At 51.0% G+C, this 18,517-nt stretch carries 13 protein-coding genes and 1 pseudogene; 2 read left to right on the top strand and 12 right to left on the bottom strand.

Going from position 1 to position 18,517, the window contains the following annotated elements; all coding sequences use genetic code 11:
• The first annotated feature begins 1 nt into the window (after nucleotide 1).
• Nucleotides 2-82 carry an IS3 family transposase gene (locus D7M11_RS38015; protein WP_420817643.1) on the top strand — a complete coding sequence of 27 codons (81 nt, stop codon included), beginning with the start codon at nucleotides 2-4 and terminating at the stop codon, nucleotides 80-82.
• Nucleotides 83-258: 176 nt separating this feature from the next.
• Here D7M11_RS38015 and D7M11_RS05015 read toward each other — a convergent pair whose 3' ends face one another.
• The 10 genes and pseudogenes from D7M11_RS05015 to D7M11_RS04970 form a co-directional block, all read right to left on the bottom strand.
• Nucleotides 259-807, bottom strand: a complete 549-nt coding sequence (locus tag D7M11_RS05015) for a tail fiber domain-containing protein (protein ID WP_120746066.1) — start codon at nucleotides 805-807, stop codon at nucleotides 259-261.
• Nucleotides 808-895: 88 nt separating this feature from the next.
• Nucleotides 896-1,081, bottom strand: a pseudogene (locus tag D7M11_RS37230) (LysR substrate-binding domain-containing protein); the annotation flags it as partial.
• A 223-nt stretch (nucleotides 1,082-1,304) separates the two neighbouring features.
• A complete protein-coding gene (locus tag D7M11_RS05005; RefSeq protein WP_158606447.1) occupies nucleotides 1,305-2,225 on the bottom strand; it encodes a Gmad2 immunoglobulin-like domain-containing protein in 921 nt (306 codons plus the stop codon).
• 901 nt (nucleotides 2,226-3,126) lie between these two features.
• Nucleotides 3,127-3,984: an alpha/beta fold hydrolase gene (locus tag D7M11_RS05000; RefSeq protein WP_240040953.1), complete on the bottom strand. Its 858-nt coding sequence runs from the start codon at nucleotides 3,982-3,984 to the stop codon at nucleotides 3,127-3,129.
• 180 nt (nucleotides 3,985-4,164) lie between these two features.
• Complete coding sequence (locus D7M11_RS04995) at nucleotides 4,165-5,700, bottom strand: sulfatase family protein (protein ID WP_120746063.1); 1,536 nt, start codon at nucleotides 5,698-5,700, stop codon at nucleotides 4,165-4,167.
• Nucleotides 5,693-7,456 (bottom strand): glycoside hydrolase family 2 protein, encoded by a 1,764-nt coding sequence (locus D7M11_RS04990; protein WP_120746062.1) that lies wholly within the window; start codon nucleotides 7,454-7,456, stop codon nucleotides 5,693-5,695. The genes D7M11_RS04995 and D7M11_RS04990 overlap by 8 nt, the downstream gene beginning before the upstream one ends.
• Nucleotides 7,457-7,518: 62 nt before the next feature.
• Complete coding sequence (locus tag D7M11_RS04985; protein WP_120746081.1) at nucleotides 7,519-9,534, bottom strand: alpha-L-arabinofuranosidase C-terminal domain-containing protein; 2,016 nt, start codon at nucleotides 9,532-9,534, stop codon at nucleotides 7,519-7,521.
• 84 nt (nucleotides 9,535-9,618) lie between these two features.
• A complete protein-coding gene (locus tag D7M11_RS04980) occupies nucleotides 9,619-12,180 on the bottom strand; it encodes a family 43 glycosylhydrolase (protein WP_158606446.1) in 2,562 nt (853 codons plus the stop codon).
• Between the two features lie 60 nt (nucleotides 12,181-12,240).
• Nucleotides 12,241-13,563, bottom strand: coding sequence for an ABC transporter substrate-binding protein (locus D7M11_RS04975; RefSeq protein WP_158606445.1), 1,323 nt, complete (start codon nucleotides 13,561-13,563; stop codon nucleotides 12,241-12,243).
• A gap of 112 nt (nucleotides 13,564-13,675) precedes the next feature.
• Entirely contained in the window at nucleotides 13,676-14,767 is a 1,092-nt protein-coding gene (locus D7M11_RS04970) for a GntR family transcriptional regulator (RefSeq protein WP_120746059.1), read from the bottom strand.
• 132 nt (nucleotides 14,768-14,899) lie between these two features.
• On the opposite strand from D7M11_RS04970, the gene D7M11_RS04965 reads away from it, so the two are divergent.
• The gene (locus D7M11_RS04965) at nucleotides 14,900-16,288 is read left to right on the top strand and encodes a carboxylesterase/lipase family protein (RefSeq protein WP_158606444.1); all 1,389 of its coding nucleotides are present in this window, start codon (nucleotides 14,900-14,902) and stop codon (nucleotides 16,286-16,288) included.
• A 101-nt stretch (nucleotides 16,289-16,389) separates the two neighbouring features.
• Here the strand turns inward: D7M11_RS04965 and D7M11_RS04960 are convergent, their stop codons facing one another.
• Nucleotides 16,390-17,031, bottom strand: a complete 642-nt coding sequence (locus D7M11_RS04960) for an HAD family hydrolase (RefSeq protein WP_120746057.1) — start codon at nucleotides 17,029-17,031, stop codon at nucleotides 16,390-16,392.
• Between the two features lie 281 nt (nucleotides 17,032-17,312).
• Nucleotides 17,313-18,368, bottom strand: coding sequence for a LacI family DNA-binding transcriptional regulator (locus D7M11_RS04955; RefSeq protein ID WP_158606443.1), 1,056 nt, complete (start codon nucleotides 18,366-18,368; stop codon nucleotides 17,313-17,315).
• Nucleotides 18,369-18,517 lie beyond the last annotated feature (149 nt).

The following is an 18,517-nucleotide window of genomic DNA, read 5'->3' as shown; positions in this document are numbered from 1 at the left end:
CATCCATTTTTACAATTACGAGCGATTACAAGCAAAATTAAACGGTCTCAGTCCCATGGAATTCCGGACAAAGGCCGTTTAAAGAGCTTTTATTATTTATACTGTCTACTTGACGGGGTGCAGTTCACACTTTAAGACCTGTGACAGCCCCTTTTTTTGCAGCGACTTGACCAAGTTTACATTTTCCGGGTCCTAACGATTGGATCGTGTGTCAATTGCCAAGCTGTTCAAATTCGGACAAAACGCGCCTTTTCGGGATTATTCGCTCGCTTGTTTCCCCTTTCGATTCCATTCCCTGCGTTGCAAGGCGGACTCGAGAAACTGGCATTCATCGGGCCTTATGCCCCAGATTTCCCGCCGGCTGCCGTTCTTCTCGTCGTTGACCTCATCCCGGCACAACAAGCCGTAAGCGAAGGCATCCAGCCCGCGTCGGCGAAAAGCCTCCTCGATGTCTTGGGCGACGAGTCCGATATGCAAGCGGGCCCCGTCCCCCTTCTTCGCCACGGCGTCCTTGAAACGAAACATCCGGTATTGCACACTGGCCCACGCGTCGAGAACGGCGTCGGGGATCGGCTGAATGTCCTGTTTTTCGTTCCGATCCGAAGTGTTGATGACGCCGCTAGCAGCGTACACGTCAGACCATCGCGCATAAGAAGCGCCGAGATGAACGTCCCCATCGCTTGCGGGCGCGAGGAATTTGTCCGTGCCCGACAGCATCGTGCGGATTATCGGTACGCCGTCCACCCACAATTTGGTTTCGCGCACCCTGCCCGTGGAGAGGAACTCGATCACATTTTCCGACCACATGGTACCTTTGCGGTATTTGCTTCAGGCTTCCCATTTCCTTCATAACCATCTCTAGTTTCCTGCGATACGGACAGGTCGCCGATGTAATGAGCAGGCGAAACTCTCCAATATCCTCCGGTGCGAGTACCTCTTTCAGCGCTAACGGATGGTTTTGAGGCATTAAGACTACGAACTCTTCCTTAAATAGTAATTCAAAATACAGGTCGGTCACTAAATCCGGTGGTGAGCACAGCGTAAAATCAAGATCTCCTCTACGGATTTGCTCGCTCAGCAACGGAGTGTTTGCAAATTAACAGAAATGCGGTTGTTCGGGTATATGGACATAAATTCCTTCAGAATACCAGGTAGGCGATAACTTGCAGTCGGCTCCGTGACCCCTATGCGAATATCTCCTGTTTCACCCATTTTTAAATTTTTATTTGTCGCAAAAACAGAAAAAACTCACATCTTTGTTCAGATTCGAGCTTTTGCCGGAATATGCAAAAAAGCGAAACGTTTTACCGTGCGCGATCCCCGGCGACCTTGAGCGGAACAACCAACTGCTGCTGCACGCTGCCGTCTTTGGCGCTATGGACAAACAACAGCAGCGTTACGTTCGGTTGTGAAGCCGGCGGAACATTTATCGTAAAGCTGAAGCGGCCCCAAGCGGGAGCGCCGCCGGCGGCCATCTCATGCCCCTCCGCCAAAATGTTATGTCCATCCTCCAGCGACCAACTGAAGGAGGCCTCGAACACTCTGGCTTCGCCCTCGACGATCAGCGTGGAGCCGATTTCCGTTCCGGGCTTTGGCGAGAATAGGCGGAAAGCGTCATTTTGCGCGACAGGCACAAGGATGATACCGCCCGTGCGTGCGTCAATGCGAAACGCGATCGGCTGACCGATGTGTTCCTGACGAACTAACTCCAAGCTCCAAAAACCGTGCTCGGCATCCAGTGTAGCGGACTTGATCGCATTGGCCACGGTCGGCGTCTGCATCTCTTTGGATTGCAGCGCGGCTAGTACGGCGGCCGCCCGCCCAACCCCGGTTGCCGAAGCAGACTGCGGGTCCTCAGATAAGACGATTTTCGCAGCATCCGCTTGGGCCGGATAAGATTCGCGAACCGGCCCGGTAATCCAGACCTCCGCCTGCGAACCGACTTCCAGCTCGGCCAAAGAGATGCTTTGGCCTTTGCTATTTTGCAGCACTGTCTTCTCACCCACCGTAACCGAGTACGCATCGATGCCCACGCCTTCCGCTCGGTCGATGTACGCCGTAACAAGCAGATGGTTACCGCCCTTTTGCACGATATATCCTTTACCCGCAGGAGCAAACAGCTTTGTCGGCTGCTTCGATGCGGAGCCTGTGAAGTCCGCACATGCGCTGAGCATGATCACTATGCACAACGAAATGAGAAAAAGCATACTTTTCTGTTGTCCCATGCCGTCATCTCCTTTGCATGCTAGACGCGGTTTGGACTTGAAAGGTTGCAGCTTGTCGTCCATTATTTCCCAAAACCTACCTATGTCGCGAACGACGATTTTTTGGACATATGCTATGTGAATTATTCTTAGGGTAGTTCAGCGCGGACGACCAACTTAAGTGGGTAAAAAGCTTTCGTCCCTGATTCAACGTCAACTCCAGCAATGGTTTGCCGCTTTGCCCAGTTATATCAGGTCTTACCTGCCGATTTCAGGCTGCGGAAGTTGAGTTATTTTTTACAAACACCTTTGCCCTGGCAACAATCGATGACAGAATCCAGGCAGGCATAGAGTAAAGAACATAAACTAGCGAAGGCCCATCGATCTCGGATCGAGGGGCCTTCAATGTGGGAATGCGTGATTATCAGGACTTGCATCAGTTTAAGAAGCAATCTTCTTCCAAATGCTAGGGTACTTTACCGGTTACGACTCGAAACCATTTCGAGCGTTTCCTTCTCATAAGGGATAACATGGTTACCATCAACCTTTCGGATAGCCGGATCCTTTATTCGGATCTGTTTTCCGCCGTTTGAATCGTATAATCACCATTTCCCACTTGGTTATCATTACCCTGCTCGAAGCAAGTTGAAACACCGGTTATCACGAAAGTTTGATCGACCAGCTGCCCGAAGCAACGTAAGTGATGTGTAGCGCTGCACGCCTGTAAGTTGTGCGCGAAAGTAAAGAGAGCGGATGACGGGCCTGAATTAGCTATACAAAACAAATAATGAAGTACCACATTTTTGACTTTTACATGAAAATTCGGGCACGCCGATATTCTCATCTTGTTCACAAACAAAACTATAGCCCTTGGCAAGCAAGTTAAAAAGCATCGCCGGGATCCATTATCGCTCCGGCCAGCCTATCTAAAAAAATCCGAAAGCAGCGGCAGCAGCTTCTTGGCGCTAACCATGTGGTTTTGGCCGGTAAGCTGTGAGAACTTTGCATTTGGAATTGCTTTCGCTAATTGCCTGGCCACATCGTGTAAGCCTCCAGGACTCTTCTCGCCAACGCCGATTAACGCCGGAACGGTTACTTCAGCTGCTCTTTCGACGGGAGCCTGATCCTGCGTAAGCGCAATATCGTAAGCTAAGGTTGGCGCAAGTGCCTTCATCTTCTGCCAGCCGGGAAATAGCGGCAATAACGAGACGAACACTCGCGGCATCCCAATTCCCTTCAGAAAGGTGCGCATGGCCGCCGCGTTTCTGCCGTCGTCGAGAAGTTCTTGTACACTCTTGCTTAATTGACGATACTCGGCCTTTTCTTTCTCGTCGTGTACATAGGGCGCATCGTATAACGCTACCTTTCGTACTTTGCCGCCAAGCCGAAACGCAGCCTCAAGCGCCAACACGGCGCCTGAAGAATGGCCGTACACATACGCGCTGCCGCCGGCTACATCAATCATCGCTTCAACGTCTTCGATCTCACGTTCCATTGAATAAGGCAGCGTATTCCCGCTTTCGCCGCGTCCGCGACGATCGTAATTGTAAACCGTAAAACAGGTGGCAAATACTTTCGCGTCATCCACGATCGGCTTAAAAGAACGGTAACAGGAGGCTCCCGTGATGTATAGGAGTGCCGGACCGCTGCCATAGACGTCATACGCTAGGATGGTGCCATCTTTTGACCGCGTCGAGTTCATGCATATGCCTACTTCCTTGTTTGAAATTGGAGTTAAGAACGCGAATGCTTGCCGAAACCATTCATAGACCGGTTTCAACTGGCGCTTGAATCACTTTTGTTCTTCATTGATTTAGACGAACTCGGATGGAGAAATTCATCGGTGTATTTGTTGTTCCAGCAGCCCAAGCGGGGAAAAAATTTGGCATGAATGAAATTTTGAACGTACTTGGCCTAGTACCCAAAAAGGCCCATGCTAAAGCACATGGGCCCTCTCACATTACGCAAAGCTTTGACGGGGAGGATACGGCCGCTCCAGCTCGCCATACACGTCAACCAGCTTCATCAGCAGCTCGGTTTTCAAGTCTGCATATTCCGGATGGTCGTAAAGATTGACAAATTCATGCGGATCTTCCGCCAAATCGTACAGCTCGCCTTCCCTACGGGCAAGGAAATAATTCAATTTATAACGCTCCGTAATCAGCGTCTTCACATAAAAGGTCGGTTCCGCCCTGTTTTCCACAAGGCACCAATCCCGTTTGGACGAATGCGGCTGTTGCAACGTCGCCCATTGGCTTACGCCCTGCATCGACCCGGGGGCTTCGATTCCGCACGCCTCCAGGATGGTCGGAGCGAGATCGACGAGACTCATTAACGAATTCGTCCTGACCCCTGCCGGCAGCGTCCCCTTCCAGCGAACGAGAAAAGGCACGCGTATAATGTCTTCATAGTGGATAGGACCTTTCAGCCATAACCCATGATTCCCCGCGTAGTCGCCGTGATCCGAAGTGAAGATGATCAAGGTGTCGTCGGCGATATTCAGTTGCTCCAGCTTTTCCATAATCCGTCCGATATGGTGGTCGATAAGGCTGACCATCGCATAGTAAGAGGATAGCCATTTACGCGCGCGTTCCCGACCGATCTTTTCATTCGTAAGGCCGAGACATTGAATGCCGCCCGTATCATGGCCCGGATCTGCCGTTACGTTAACATCCAGCTCCTTCATCCGGTCCTCTATCAAGCACTGATGAATGCGGGGTTTGTCGGCCATTTCACCTTCACGTTCGTGGAAGGGAGGCATTTCGTCGGGATCATACATGCTATTCCAGGGCTCGGGGCATAAAAAGGCATTGTGCGGGTCCTGAAAGCTGCACCAGGCCAAAAACGGCTGGTCCTGCTCCTGCGAATCCCGCCCGCCTTTCGCTGCGGCCTCGATAAAGTCGATCGTGCGATCGGCAGTCCACTGAGTATAATGCAGATGCTCGGGCAACTCCCACGAGCCTTCGCGGTGTCCACCTTTGGGGCCGAAATACAGGGCCGGATCAATCCCCTGATCGACAAGCCACGCTCCGTAATGCATGCCGTGGGAGGAATCCTCGTCGGCGTGCCCATGCACCATCGCAACCTGATCGAAGCCGTAGTAAGGACCGCTCCACTCCCGCCAAAACTCGCGATTATGGATATGCGGCGGCGCCTCGAAGCTTCCGCTTTTCAAGACCGGCTGGAAATGCGCCTTCCCGAACAGTCCTGTCGCGTAGCCCTGCTCCTTCAGCAATTGGCCTATGGTTGTACGATTAGAGTCAAGAGCAACTCCGATATTCCAGCAGCCGTGCCGGGACGGATATTCCCCGGTAATGATCGTCGACCGGCTGGGCGAGCAGACCGGATTCGCGACATAGGCCCGTTCGAAGGCGATGCCGTCCTGCACGATTTGATCGAGATTGGGGGTGCGGATTGTTTCGTTGCCAAGAGCATGAATCGTATTAAAATGCTGCTGATCGGTCGTAATGATTAAAATATTCGGCTTTTTATCCAAGATTAATCTCCTGAATGGTCGAGATCGGAATTTTCGGTTTTCGCTCCTCGGTGAGCAGACCGTTCACCTCTTGCTGAACGTCCGTTAACTGTGTATAGCAATACCCTACAATGTACTTGGTCATCTTGATCGCTTCATGGATACCGCGAAACCGTTCCACGAAATCTTGCTCCGAGACGACTTGCTTACCGTAGCCCCAGCCTTTTTCGGACTCGAAGGCGATGCCGCCGAACTCGCTCACGATGATCGGCTGTCCTTTGTAGCCGTAGCCGTCTGCGAATGCATATTTCCGCCCGTTGAACGCCTTTTCGTTGTTTACGACTTCGTCCTTGCTGGCTAAATGATTGAGCAGCACATCCTTTGTCTCGGCATAATCGTGCAGCGTCAAAATATCCGACACCGTATGCTCCCAGCCGTCGTTCGTTACGACCGGACGATTCGGATCGAACGCCTTCGTCAAATGATAAATCGATTCGGTCCATTGCTGCTGCCGGCCGTCCTTGAAAATGTTCATAAGGCCCCACGATTCGTTGAACGGAACCCACGTAATGATGGAAGGATGATTATACTGCTGCCGGACAATCTCCATCCATTCCGCTGTGAATTGCTCAATCGCCCGATCGTTGAACTCGAACGTAGCCGCCATTTCGGACCAGACGAGCACGCCTTTTACATCGCACCAATACAGAAATCGCGCGTCCTCAATCTTCATATGCTTCCGTACGCCGTTATACCCCATCTGCATCATAAGATCGATATCCTCGATCAGCGCTTCCTCTGATGGAGGGGTCAAATGGCTCTCCGGCCAATAGCCTTGATCCAGAATCAAACGCTGGTAGATCGGCATATTGTTAAGCAGCACTTGGCCTTTTTCGATCGAAATTTTCCTCATGCCGAAGTAGGAGTACACCTGATCGATCAAGACATCGTCACGGTACAGCCTGAACTCCACATCGTAAAGGTTCGGGTGTCCGGGCGCCCAGTAGCGGCGCTTCCACGGTCCGTTCATTTCGTGAACGAGATCGACTTCCAGCCGCAGCCAAGGGCGATCGATTTTCAGACTCGCCTGCTTGACCTGACGGCCCTTCATCGTAATGATCGTCTCCAGACGAAGATTGCTGTCCGCGTGAACCTCGCCTTTCACCTGGTATTCAAAGCGAACGGTCGAGGCATCGAGATCCGGCGTTATTTTGACGGCGTCCACATAGTCCCGCTCGACATATTCGAGCCACACGGACTGCCAAATGCCTGTCGTCTGCACATAAAAGCATTCGAAGTTGTCATCTACCCAGCGCTGCTTGCCGCGCGGCTGCGTAGCGTCTTTACTGTCGATCACTTGAACGGTAAGCTCGTTCGCGGACTCGAACCGTACGTATGGCGCAATATCGAACGAAAAAGCCGAATAGCCGCCCTGATGGCTTCCGACATATTCGCCGTTGACCCATACCTTCGCGATATAGTCGACTGCTTGAAAATGCAGAAGAACACGTTTGCCCCGGGCTTCCGCGGGAATGTCCAGCTTACGGTTATACCAAACGCATGGATGGTGAGCTTCCTCGCCGATCCCGCTTTTCTTCGTTTCATAAGTAAAAGGAACGACAATGGTGCGGTCTCCTTTAAAGCTTCGCTGCCACCCTGCGGCTTCTCCGGCGTTGGCATCGTCGAAAGCGAAGCCCCACTCTCCGTTTAAATCAACCCAGTGGTCTCTCACAAACTGCGGTCTCGGGTAGTTTTTTATATATTTTCTGGTTGTCATACGGTTCCCACTCCTATTTCATGCTGTTTTTTTGGCTGTTTATGTGGGGCGACTTGCCCTCGTCAGCGGCTGATTTCCAATGCGTAAATGGACGAGGCTTGCAGATGACCGATCACAAGACTGTCCAAAAACGAAACCGTGCGGGTTTCGCACCCGACGTTATTCGGATGATTGGCGCTATTGATGCACTCCAAATGGTCCGCCGTAATTTCCTGCAAACGAGCGCTCCCCGACACGGCGAAGCCGTCCAGATCGATCTCGATATCTGTTGCTTCCAGGCTCCGGTTCACGATAAACAGCGTCAATGTATTTCCATCGGCGTTCAGGCAAGCGACGACGTCCAGATTAGGCAGGTCATGCAGCTGTGGCGCATTAGGCATCGGACTGTTGACCGAGAAGCTGCCGCACTCCGTAAGACTTTCCACCACATGACTCAAGTCTTTGTTCGCATACAGCTTCATGACGTGATAGGAAGGGGTGCCGTACACCGTTGAGGAGTTGCCGCTACCGCCCGGGACTAAGCCGCGAAACTGATCCGCAAGGAAATCCCCTACCCGGATACATCCGCCGAGCCAGCCGTTAACCAGATCGGAGAAGCTGCCGATCTCGAGCAAATCGCAATTGCGAATAAATTCATTTAAGTTGGCTGCGTTCGCGACAGCCGCTTCCAAGGTATGCTCGTTTGGGAGCCCTTTGCGGATCGTATTCGGCAAGTACATCGTGTTGTACTCCGTAACGGCCAGCTTCAGGTGGGCGTAACGCTCGGATGAGCCGAACAGCTCCCTCATCTGACCGATCGATTTTCTCGTCCATTCCGGGTAAGAGACGATCGCCTTAAAGCGCTCTTCCTTCGGCGTCTGACGGTTCATGCCAAAGCGGGCATAGCCGTGATACAGATGCAAGGTGACATAATCGATATGCTCGGCGGCTCGCTCCAGCAGCGCTTTGTTCCATTCCATACGAACGTCCCCGCATGCGAGCAGCACGATACCAGGATCGGTACGTTTCAGAGCTTGGGCGAATCGCACATAACGTTCTGCGAATTGTTCGGCGCTGCAATGGCCGACCTGCCACGGCCCCCAAACCTCGTTACCGATCTCCCAATACTTTACGTTATAGGGCTCGGCATGCCCGTTCGCGGCCCGCAGTTTGCCCATCGGCGTATTCGCGTCGCCGTTGCAATATTCCACCCACTCGGCGGCCTCCTCCGGCGTTCCCGAGCCGTCGTTGACACAAATCAGCGGCTCCACCTGCAATTCGCGGCAAAAGCGAATATATTCGTCCGTGCCGAAATATTTGCTCGTCCATCCGCCCCATGCTTCATTCACGATACAGGGCCGCTCCAGAACGGGCCCGATCGCTTGCCGCCAATGGTAGGCGCTGATATAATTTCCCGCCAGCCGCATCATGCCGGCGTTTAAGTCTTTGGTCAGATCCATCACTTCTTTGCGGACATTACCCGCGCTATCCGAAGGCAGCAAGGAAATGTGGTCCAGCCAGAGCATCCCCGTAGATACATGATCCAGCCAGCGCTCATGCTCGGAAGGCACGTATATGCGGAACTCCGCCTCCTCGCAATCCCGTTGCAGGACAAGACGAGACTCGTATGGCCTCCAGTCGTGGCTGACCAGGTCGATCCTTGTGGAACCGAGCACCTCGTTGCTCCTGCGATCAACAATTTCAGCGATAACAAACTTGATCTCAACCGAAGCTCTCGCGTATAGCTTCAAAGCATAGCCGATCTGGTCCCACTTTACGGCAATGATTTGACTTATACCTGCATAGGCTTCGTCATCGCTTGCGATCCGCACCAGCTGGCTATGTCCGGAATGTCTGGCCGCCGCAGGCTCTAGGACGTAAGTCGTGCTTTTCCCGTTCGTATAAGGCCGCCAGCTTCCGGAAAGCCCGCGATACGTATGGTCCATGCTTTCAAAATCCATATCCGTCAGCGGATAGGCTAACATTGCAGACATATGGTCGCGAATGTCTTCTACGAAATGTCCGAACAAATAAGGTTGTATTTGGCCTTTGCCCACTCGTTCCGTTTTTACTTGCACCTTCGCCCTGGATGATGTCATCGCAATCACGATCCTTTCTTTTCCGGAGGCGTTCCCACTCCACTCCATAAAATTGGGGCCTGCGTGCAGCCCCAGAAACATTCGTTATAACGATTTAATAATGAACCTCTCGAAAAACATACTGGCATTCGCCGTCGATCTGACGCCGACTTTACCGGTAGTAAACGCATCGCTGTCCGTATACTGAAGGATCGGTTTCGGGCTGTTTTCGAGATAAACCAGAATCGTGCTTCCTTCCGCTTCAATCTTGACGTGGACCTTTTGATCTTTTGGAAAGCTAAAATTGGCCCGTTCAAGCACTATCGCGTTATAGTTTAATTTTTTCAGAGCAACCGAGCCGGATGCAAATGAAATATAATATCCCATTAAAGCATCTGCTACCTGGTCTTTATGCGTCGATTCATTGGAAGCGCGGATTACAATACCGGCATCGTCCTGCGAGGAGGCTTTGTTTACGATTAGATCCGCCTCGACCGTATAATCGCTCCAGGACGTTTCTCCTGTGAAGGCCATGCTGCTAACACCGGGGGCGGAGGTTAACCCTTGATCCGATATGGACCACTTGCCGATATAAGTCCAATCGCTATACAGTCCGTCGGCGCGATCCCCGGTTTTGGTCAGGTCGACAGACCGATTCAGCCCCTCCATGCCCAGCTTATAAAGGTTAAAATCCAATAACTGGATTTCGCCGCTTTTCACCCTAAGCTTCATGGTGTGCAAATCGGCCTGTAGAGGAACGCTTCCGCTTCCTTTCACTTTCACCCAGCCGTTCCGGGGATCATCTTCAGTTGCAGGGACTACAATCGTGGCGATCCGCTTATCGTCCGCATACACTTCCAATTCCGCAGCTTTTTTCTGACCGCTAACTCTGAGATCGATCCCGTAGGTCGCATCTTCTTTAACGTTGATGTTGTATTGCAGCCAATCTCCTTTATGATCCAGATGAACCAGGTAGCTGTTGCCGTCCGTTTGAGCGATTCGGATGCCATCTTCCGGACGGAAAGGATTTTCGGCTTGCGGTTTCTGCTTCGCGGAGTAGCCGCGCCCGGAACCTTTCAAATAATGGACCGCCTCGATGCTTCCCGGAACAGGCTTATAGGCGTCGAAATCGCTTGAACCGTTTACCTCACCGCTGAAGGCGGTATAGTCCGCGATCAAATCGCAATCTTCGTAAACATATCCGATCCGGCCTGCGGCCAAGTCGTTCATTTCGGCATCCAGTTTGTGCATGCCGTCAAAATAAACGGTTACCTTCTGACGATCCTTTTCAATCCGAATCGTATGCAGCTTGGTCAGGTCCATATCTTCAGGCAACGATGCGAATGCAGTGGAACGACTTTCGTTATGGCTTACGCTTGCAAGCTCCAGCTTCTTTTCGAGCACATCGACGGAGACTTTGCCATAATGGGAGTTATTCTCATAAGAAAAGATGACGCCCGCAAGCGGTTTCCCGCCCTCATTAGGCTTAGCTTCCCAATCCGCCTTAAAGTTGAACTCTGCTGTGTAGCTTTCCTGCGTTCCCGTTTTGCTGACGATCCTGGTCGATTTTCCTTGCGCCAGCTTGTCAAAATGCCGTTCAATCCCGTCCCGCTCGATCCACGTATAAAAGGATGCCCGGTTCGGCACAACTTGCGGGAAATTTGTCGGCCCGAGAACGTCCATTTTATCCCCGTTAAACACAAGCTTGTCGATATTAAAGTACCTGTCATGACCAATTCCCGGCGCTACGGGATTTTTGTTATTGTGGTACACGACATAATACGAGTCCAGATCGGGACCCAATACGGTGGAGCTATGCCCTAAGCCGTGAAACCCGTTATCCGTGTTAATGATTAGCGGATTATTGTAAGGCGTGACGAATTTGCCGAGCGGTCCATCCTTCGATATGGAATAATTGATCCGGTACCCTGCGCTCATCAGATGATTGCCGGTTTGCGTCATGAAATAAGTACCGTTTCTTTTGAGCAGGAAAGGCCCTTCTGTCCAATGATTCATGCTTGTTCCCGGCAAAATGCGTTCTGCTCCGAACGTTAGCGGGGTAGGCATTTCCCGCCCGCGAATGCCGTTATGACCCGCATAATAAAAGTACCATTTGCCGTCATCATCGATAAAAATGGAACCGTCGATACTCATGCCCACATTAGTGGTCTCCACGGTGAAGGGACCTGTGGGACGATCGCTTTTCAAAACATAATGCCCGTTCCCTCCCGGCGAGGTAACCATATAAAAATAACCGTTCCAATAAGTAACCTCAGGGGCGTAGGCCATCTTCAAGCGATCGTCCTGCGCTACGACTCCTTCATAGTTCCAATGGATCAAATCCTCCGAGCTCCATGCCCTGATGTCGGATAAATTGAAATGCGTACTCGGATATAAGTAATAAATACCGTTATGTTTCATGACGAACGGATCGCCACCCGGATAATTTTTTCCATTGAGAGCGTCGTTCTCGTAGCCTGCTTTTTTCTCCACGGTCAAGCTCATCCAGTTTTTATAGATGTCCCGGTCTTGCCATTTCTGTGTCAACCCGGTTCCCTCCATATTGATGGCCTCCCTATCGTTCGTCTCTCGAAACAACACCGCATAAACAATACCGACAAGGACTGTGATCGATAAACCCATCCATACGAAACGTGCTTTGTTCACGCGAATAGCCCCTTGCCGCATCGGCATGATCCCGCAGCAGGATCACTCGTGCCGATCCGTTTATTGTTGTTTCAACTCGGCGATTTTTTTGTCTGCATCTTCTTTGGCTTTCCGCAGCGCCGTATTGATATCCGATTTGCCTTCGAATACATCGTTAAACGCCGCGTTAATCGCCGTCGAAACCGAGCCGTTATATTTGGATTGGAAAATCATGTTGGAAGCCTGACCCTTAAAAATACCTTTCAGGTTTTTGCCTTTGACAAAATCAAGATCTTGCGCGAACTGATCGATAATGCTCTGATTCGCAAGTATGGTTTCTTTCCCCTGCCGGGCAGCCTTTGCCTGAACTTCGTCCGATACGGTCACCTTCAACACTTCCATGACATCATCGAGATGTTTGGTTGTTTTACTGACGACAAATTGATGATAATCGACCTGATAATATTTATTAGGCGCTTCTGCAAAGTACGGTACTTGCACCACATCCCAGTTCAGATCCTTCGCATCTTTCAAATTTCCGAGCATGCCCCCGGTCCAATACGGCGCCATGGCAAGTGTCTGATCCCTTACGAACAGCTGTACATTGCTTGCATTCAACTTGGTCGGGCGATTATCGACAATATCGTAAAGCGCTTTCCCTTTGGCGAAAACGTCATTCCATTTATCCGAAATAAGCGCTGATAAAGATTTCGAATCGACAAGCTCGAGGGACAGCGAAGAAGCAAAGGTCGAAATTCCGCCGTGGGTAGCGACCAGCCCTCGATACTGCACGCCGTTTTCCTGCCGGGCCAGCTTTTTACTCAGCTCGATCGCCTGATCCCAGGTCATGCCGTCCGTCGGGTAAGCGCTGCCAAAGCGATCGAATAAACTTTTGTTGTACCACATGGCAAACGATTGGCTCATATACGGAACGGAATAAATTTCTCCTTTCGAGCCGAAGCCTTTGATCGCGTTCATCACGACCGGATTAAACCGGGCGGTATCGATTTGATGTTTCTTCAGCGCCTCTGTCAGATCAAGCGCAATATCGCTATCGAGCATGTCCTGAATATACGGAGTGGTATAAATGAAGTCGGGAAGATCCCCGGCGGCGATCATTTCCTTTAGCCCGTAGGTCGTTTGAAATTCGACCATATCAAAAGAGATATGCGGATGCAGCTTTTTAACCGGCTCGGCGATGAGCTCCTGAAAAATCTCCTTTGTCATCCCAGGGTTGGCGAAAAGCACTTTCAGCGTGACCGGAGTTTTTGGCTTATTGTCTTTTACCGGGTCTGCTGCAGACGGCTGGCCTCCACCGCTTGAACAACCTGCCGCGAGCGACAGCAATAAAGGATAAACCAGCAAATGTTTCCTGGACCGTTCCATATCCGGGAACTTTTTCATATTCATGACCCCCTTAAGATTTGGTTAGCCTGTTACCTCACAAATTATATCGCACGAAAATATATATTAATATACTTAATTTAGTATAAATACTTGATCTAGTATAAAAAACTTATTCTGATGAGGCTTGAGTTCCCCGGATCAGCTTAACCGGCACGACTTCTCTTCGCGGTTCATAAACGCCCTGCATTTGTTCGAGAAGAAGCTGAAGCGTTTGCCTGCACATTTCCTGTTCATTTTGCTGGACCCAGGAGACGTGATCCAGATCCGGGAAATCGAACGTGACCAGTTTAACGGAGTCGGGAACGGTCCGCCCCAGCCGTTTCAGCGCCTTGTACGTAAGCTGCGCAAGCACGGTATTAACGGTAAACACGGCCGTAATTTCAGAATTTTGCTGCAAAAATTCAAAGATTTGCTCGTAGGCTTCTTCGGAATAAAACGTTCGCAGCGGGATGACGCACCATAATTTTTTATGAATCGGGATTCCCCTCGTCTGAAACGCTTTTTCAAATCCTTGCGCTCGTTCGTCCGTCGCGCTGTTCGTATTTTCCAGGGTTATATAGGCGATAGCCCGGTGTCCTTCCTCCAACAGCTCATCTACAGCGGCACAGGCGCCGTTAACATTATCGGAGCTTACGCTGTACGTGCGAATTTCTTTCAAGTATCGATCCAGCAGCACCAGAGGCTTCTTTTCCAGAGATAAGCGCAAAATCGACTCGTTATAGTTTTCCTGCTCCACAGGGAAGATAATCATGCCTTGAACCCCTTTGCGCAAGAAGGCTTCGATTGCTTTCGTCTCTTCTTCCGCGGACTCCCTCGTAATTCTTAACATGAGGTCGTAGCCGGCCTCGTTCGAATAGTACTCGATCCAATTCACAAACTGAAGCCCTACCCTGTTGCCCAGCAGCGGCATGATGAGCCCTATGGTTCCTCTTCCCTGCGGCTGCCCGGCGCTGTTACCGGCAAGCAATTTCTGCTGATAGGCTCCGTCGCCCTTTATGAAGGTGCCCTTTCCTTTGATGCGCACGACAAAACCTTCCTCCATAAGACCGATCAAGGCGTTCTTGCTCGTAATCTGGCTTACGTTGTATTGATCGGCGAGTTCTTTCTCGGAAGGGATGCGGTCGCCATCGCGAAGTTTCCCTTCCGCATACATGTTCTTAATATCGTTTTGTATTTGTTTGTATAAAGGCAAGCTAGTCATGGCACACCCATCCTTAGTCAATATACTATTGACGATATTATTATATTATTTATAATAAATTAAGTATAACTTATCTATGCCGATATGAAAAGATTTGGATGCTTTAAACAACATAGACGGGAGGCTTTTCGGTTGATTATTCATACCAAATCTGGCACGGTACGAGGCGTAAAGGAAGGCAACCTGTATATGTTTCGCGGAATTCCATATGCCGAGGCGCCCATCGCCGAACGCCGATTTTTGCCGCCGCTTCCCAAGCAGCCGTGGAATGGAATCTATGAGGCTAACCGGTTCGGTCCCAAGTCGTATCAGCCAAACGGGATGCTAAAGGGACAATCCGAGGATTGCTTAAGTCTCAACATTTGGACGCCTGGCGTAGAGCAAGCGAACCGCCCCGTTCTGGTCAACATCCATGGAGGCGGATTTGTGAATGGAGCCGGCGCTGATTTTGCCGGATTCACTTTTGCCAAGCGGGATAATATCGTATGCGTGTCCCTTAACTACAGGCTGGGGGCGCTCGGCTTTTTGTATTTGGGCGATTTGTTGGGCGAGGCTTACCAGACCTCCGGAAACAACGGGATACTGGATATCGTCGCTGCGCTAAAGTGGGTGAAAGAAAATATAGCATACTTTGGAGGCGACTCTAACCGTATTACCGTCTCAGGCGCGTCGGCCGGAGCCAAATGCGCAAGCACACTCTTGACTGTACCTGCCGCGGAGCGATTATTTCACCGGCTTATCGCCCGAAGCGGCGCGATGCAAGCAATCCGCGATACGCAAACGGCGACCCGGATTTCGCTCGGGCTACTGGATAAGCTGGGCATTCCGCATAAGGAAGCGTACCGGTTGCTGACTCTTCCTGCACAAACGATTATGGAAGCTCAAGATAACAGCCTTCATACTTTTGGTCCTGTACGCGACGGGATCACGATCCCAATGGAGCCTGTTTCCGAGGTTCTCGGAAAGCTTGCCTGCAAAGTTCCACTGCTTATAGGGACGAATAAAGATGAAGCCGCATCCTTCCTCTCGGACTCGCCGGGACTGAAAGCACGGAACGAAGAGAAGCTGCAAACCTTATTTGGAAACAACAGCGGACTCGTCCTGGATGCCTATCGCAGGGCCGCTCTCCAGAAGCCTGCCGAAGAAGCATGGAAAGACACGCTGACGGACTGCTTCTATCGGATTGCAACAGTTCGCCTCGCCGAGATGGCGGCACAACAGGGGCAATCTGTCTGGCTTTACCGTTTCGAGTATGCGGGTACGCAGGGGGCGGTTCACGGGGCGGAAAGTCCATATGTCAACGAGGATCACACAGTGGAAGGAATGAAGCTTGCAGGTCGGATGCATGCGGCATGGGCCGCTTTTATTCGTTCAGGCAAGCCTGAAGCTGAGGGGCTGCCCGAATGGCCTAAGTTCAACTTAACGGAACGTTCGATGATGATTCTGAATGAGGAGTGCAGGCTGGAACAAGAAGCCGACTTGAGAGAGAACCATTTCCCTATGCAGGTCATAAAGCTCTAAACTCGAACTATCATACACGGTCTCAGCCCTCCATGGGACTGAGGCCGTTTCATTTTGCCTGTAATCGCTCGCAGGTAGCCGAAGAAGAAGATTCGAAAGGATCAGGTTGCATTCAGGATAATGTCCTTTAGTTCATTTAGAGTCTTGATTCGATAGCTGGCCTGTGAGAAGTCATGTGATTTTGTGAATTCGTTAAGTACAATAGCGCAGTCGATACCAGCCGCCACAGCTGAGCTCAACCCTCTGTTTGAATCTTCTACGACCAGGGTTTCTTCTTTCGTAGCTCCGAAGCGCTTTAGGCCGGTCAAGTATGGTTCCGGGTGCGGCTTGGTGTGCTCGTAGTCTTCGTGAACAAGAACGAAATCCATGAATGGTATAATCTGACGTTTTTCATGAATAAGTTGAAAATCCGCACGTTTTGCAGTCGTCACGATGGCCATGCGGACGTACTTTGACAGTTCGGCTAGCGTTTCAACTACGCCTTCAATCTCTATGGCTTCTGTTCTTAGATATTCCTGATAATAGGCGTTGCGGACCTCGCGCTGCTTGCTGATGGTCTGTTCATCAATACCTGCCGCCCTAGCTTGGGACCAAGTGCCAAATGACTGGGTCATGTCGCGGAGGTATTGCTCTTTATCCAAGGTAAATCCAATATCAGACAGAGCGCGTTCACCCGATTTGTAATACCAGAATTCAGTATCTACCAGAACACCATCATGATCAAAGAGTATGTACTTTTTCATTGTTTCGTTCTCCCTTGTCAGCTGCGGTAACCATGTGTTCCATCCGCGCCGTTAATCACTCATAAGTAGACGTGTCACTGATATTCGCGTTGTCGGTGGTGGCTTCCTCCAACTGACTCCTCGCCCCAGAACATTCGCTCTTTCTGGTAACGTCCCCATATTGCCCACATGCTGCCTCCCTCCTCCTTCCCTTTTCAGCTTCACGGATGTAATTGTGATGGATCGAGGGCATGGAGTCGGATTGATCTCTGCGGCCCTCCTATGGATTGCTAATAGCCCTATCAATCCGTGCGAGTTGGTGCCACCCGCACCGTTGCCCCCTCAAATAAAACGCCTTGCAACAAAATATGCTCGTAAGGATGATTGGGATTAGCGAGCCGCCACAACATCCGCTCCGCCGCCCTTACCCCGCTTTCACGAATGCGGATGACCGGACGTGATAGTTCGGGAACGTGTTGGTCCTCTATATGCATCATGCTTATTAGCGAGATGTCCTCGGGAATACGCTTGCCCAGCACACTGCACGCGTTATAGATCCAGGCAAGATCAGTCTTCACCCCGCACAGAATCGCCGTCGGCTGCAAGCGCCGCAGCTTCTCTATAAACTGTTCGTTCCAGTGCTGCTGGTTTTCGTAATCCAGCATATGGTCCTCCGGCAGACATGCCAGTCCCGCCGCTGCACACGCCTGTTCAAACGCCTGCCAGCGAATGATGAAGCCCCGGTGCTTCTCCCTCCTTCCCACGTAAATGATGTTGCGATGCCCTTTTGCAAACAAGTAACGCATCGACTGGTGAATGGCTGTGCCGACATCCCAAGTTATGCTGTCTACTTCCGCCGCATGGCCCGGAAAATTAATCAAAATGCGAGGAATTCGGTACTGCAGCAGCCGCGCCTCCTGCTCGACACCCACCATCGGTCCGATGAAAATCCCGTCTAAATATTCCAGCGGATGCAGCGCCAGCCAATGGTCAAACGTTTTCCCTTGTTCGACTATATTAGGAACGATGAGGATCTCGACCGTATGGCCATACTCTGACAACTTGCTCTGCAAGCCGCTCATAATAAGCTGATTCAATTCCATCGCTGCACTTTGGTCGGAGATAACTAGCCCGAACCTGTACGGTTTTCCCGCCGAATATAACGGGATGCGCTCCACCGCATGTACACGCTCCTGGTCTTTCGTTCGGTATCCGCCTTCTTGTGCTTTACGGATTACTTCACTCCGGGTCTCCTCCGACATGCCTGGCAACCCACGCAGTGCTTTGGATACCGTGTGCACGGACAAATCCAGTTGTTTCGCCAATTCTCTTAATGTAATGCTTTTTTTCTTCCGCATCTTGCAGTCCCCCATTTCCGCAGTTACACATTAACTTCATTTTATAAAAAGTGAAACTAATGTTCAACTGGAACGGAAGCTTTCGTTTCACCTACAATAAATGGTGTCAGTGGGGTCATTGCCGTGAAAAAATGTTTACTATTCAAGAG

Source organism: Paenibacillus ginsengarvi (genome assembly GCF_003626695.1).
GTDB classification, from domain to species: Bacteria; Bacillota; Bacilli; order Paenibacillales; family NBRC-103111; genus Paenibacillus_AB; species Paenibacillus_AB ginsengarvi.
This window is presented reverse-complemented; position numbering and strand designations above follow the sequence as displayed.

Excerpts from the sequence above, each read along its gene's own strand:
- D7M11_RS04955 (WP_158606443.1), bottom strand. The coding sequence starts at position 18,368 with ATGCGGAAGAAAAAAAGCATTACATTAAGAGAATTGGCGAAACAACTG.
- D7M11_RS04985 (WP_120746081.1), bottom strand. The coding sequence starts at position 9,534 with ATGACATCATCCAGGGCGAAGGTGCAAGTAAAAACGGAACGAGTGGGC.
- D7M11_RS04975 (WP_158606445.1), bottom strand. The coding sequence starts at position 13,563 with ATGAAAAAGTTCCCGGATATGGAACGGTCCAGGAAACATTTGCTGGTT.
- D7M11_RS04970 (WP_120746059.1), bottom strand. The coding sequence starts at position 14,767 with ATGACTAGCTTGCCTTTATACAAACAAATACAAAACGATATTAAGAAC.
- D7M11_RS05015 (WP_120746066.1), bottom strand. The coding sequence starts at position 807 with ATGTGGTCGGAAAATGTGATCGAGTTCCTCTCCACGGGCAGGGTGCGC.
- D7M11_RS05005 (WP_158606447.1), bottom strand. The coding sequence starts at position 2,225 with ATGGGACAACAGAAAAGTATGCTTTTTCTCATTTCGTTGTGCATAGTG.
- D7M11_RS04990 (WP_120746062.1), bottom strand. The coding sequence starts at position 7,456 with ATGACAACCAGAAAATATATAAAAAACTACCCGAGACCGCAGTTTGTG.
- D7M11_RS04960 (WP_120746057.1), bottom strand. The coding sequence starts at position 17,031 with ATGAAAAAGTACATACTCTTTGATCATGATGGTGTTCTGGTAGATACT.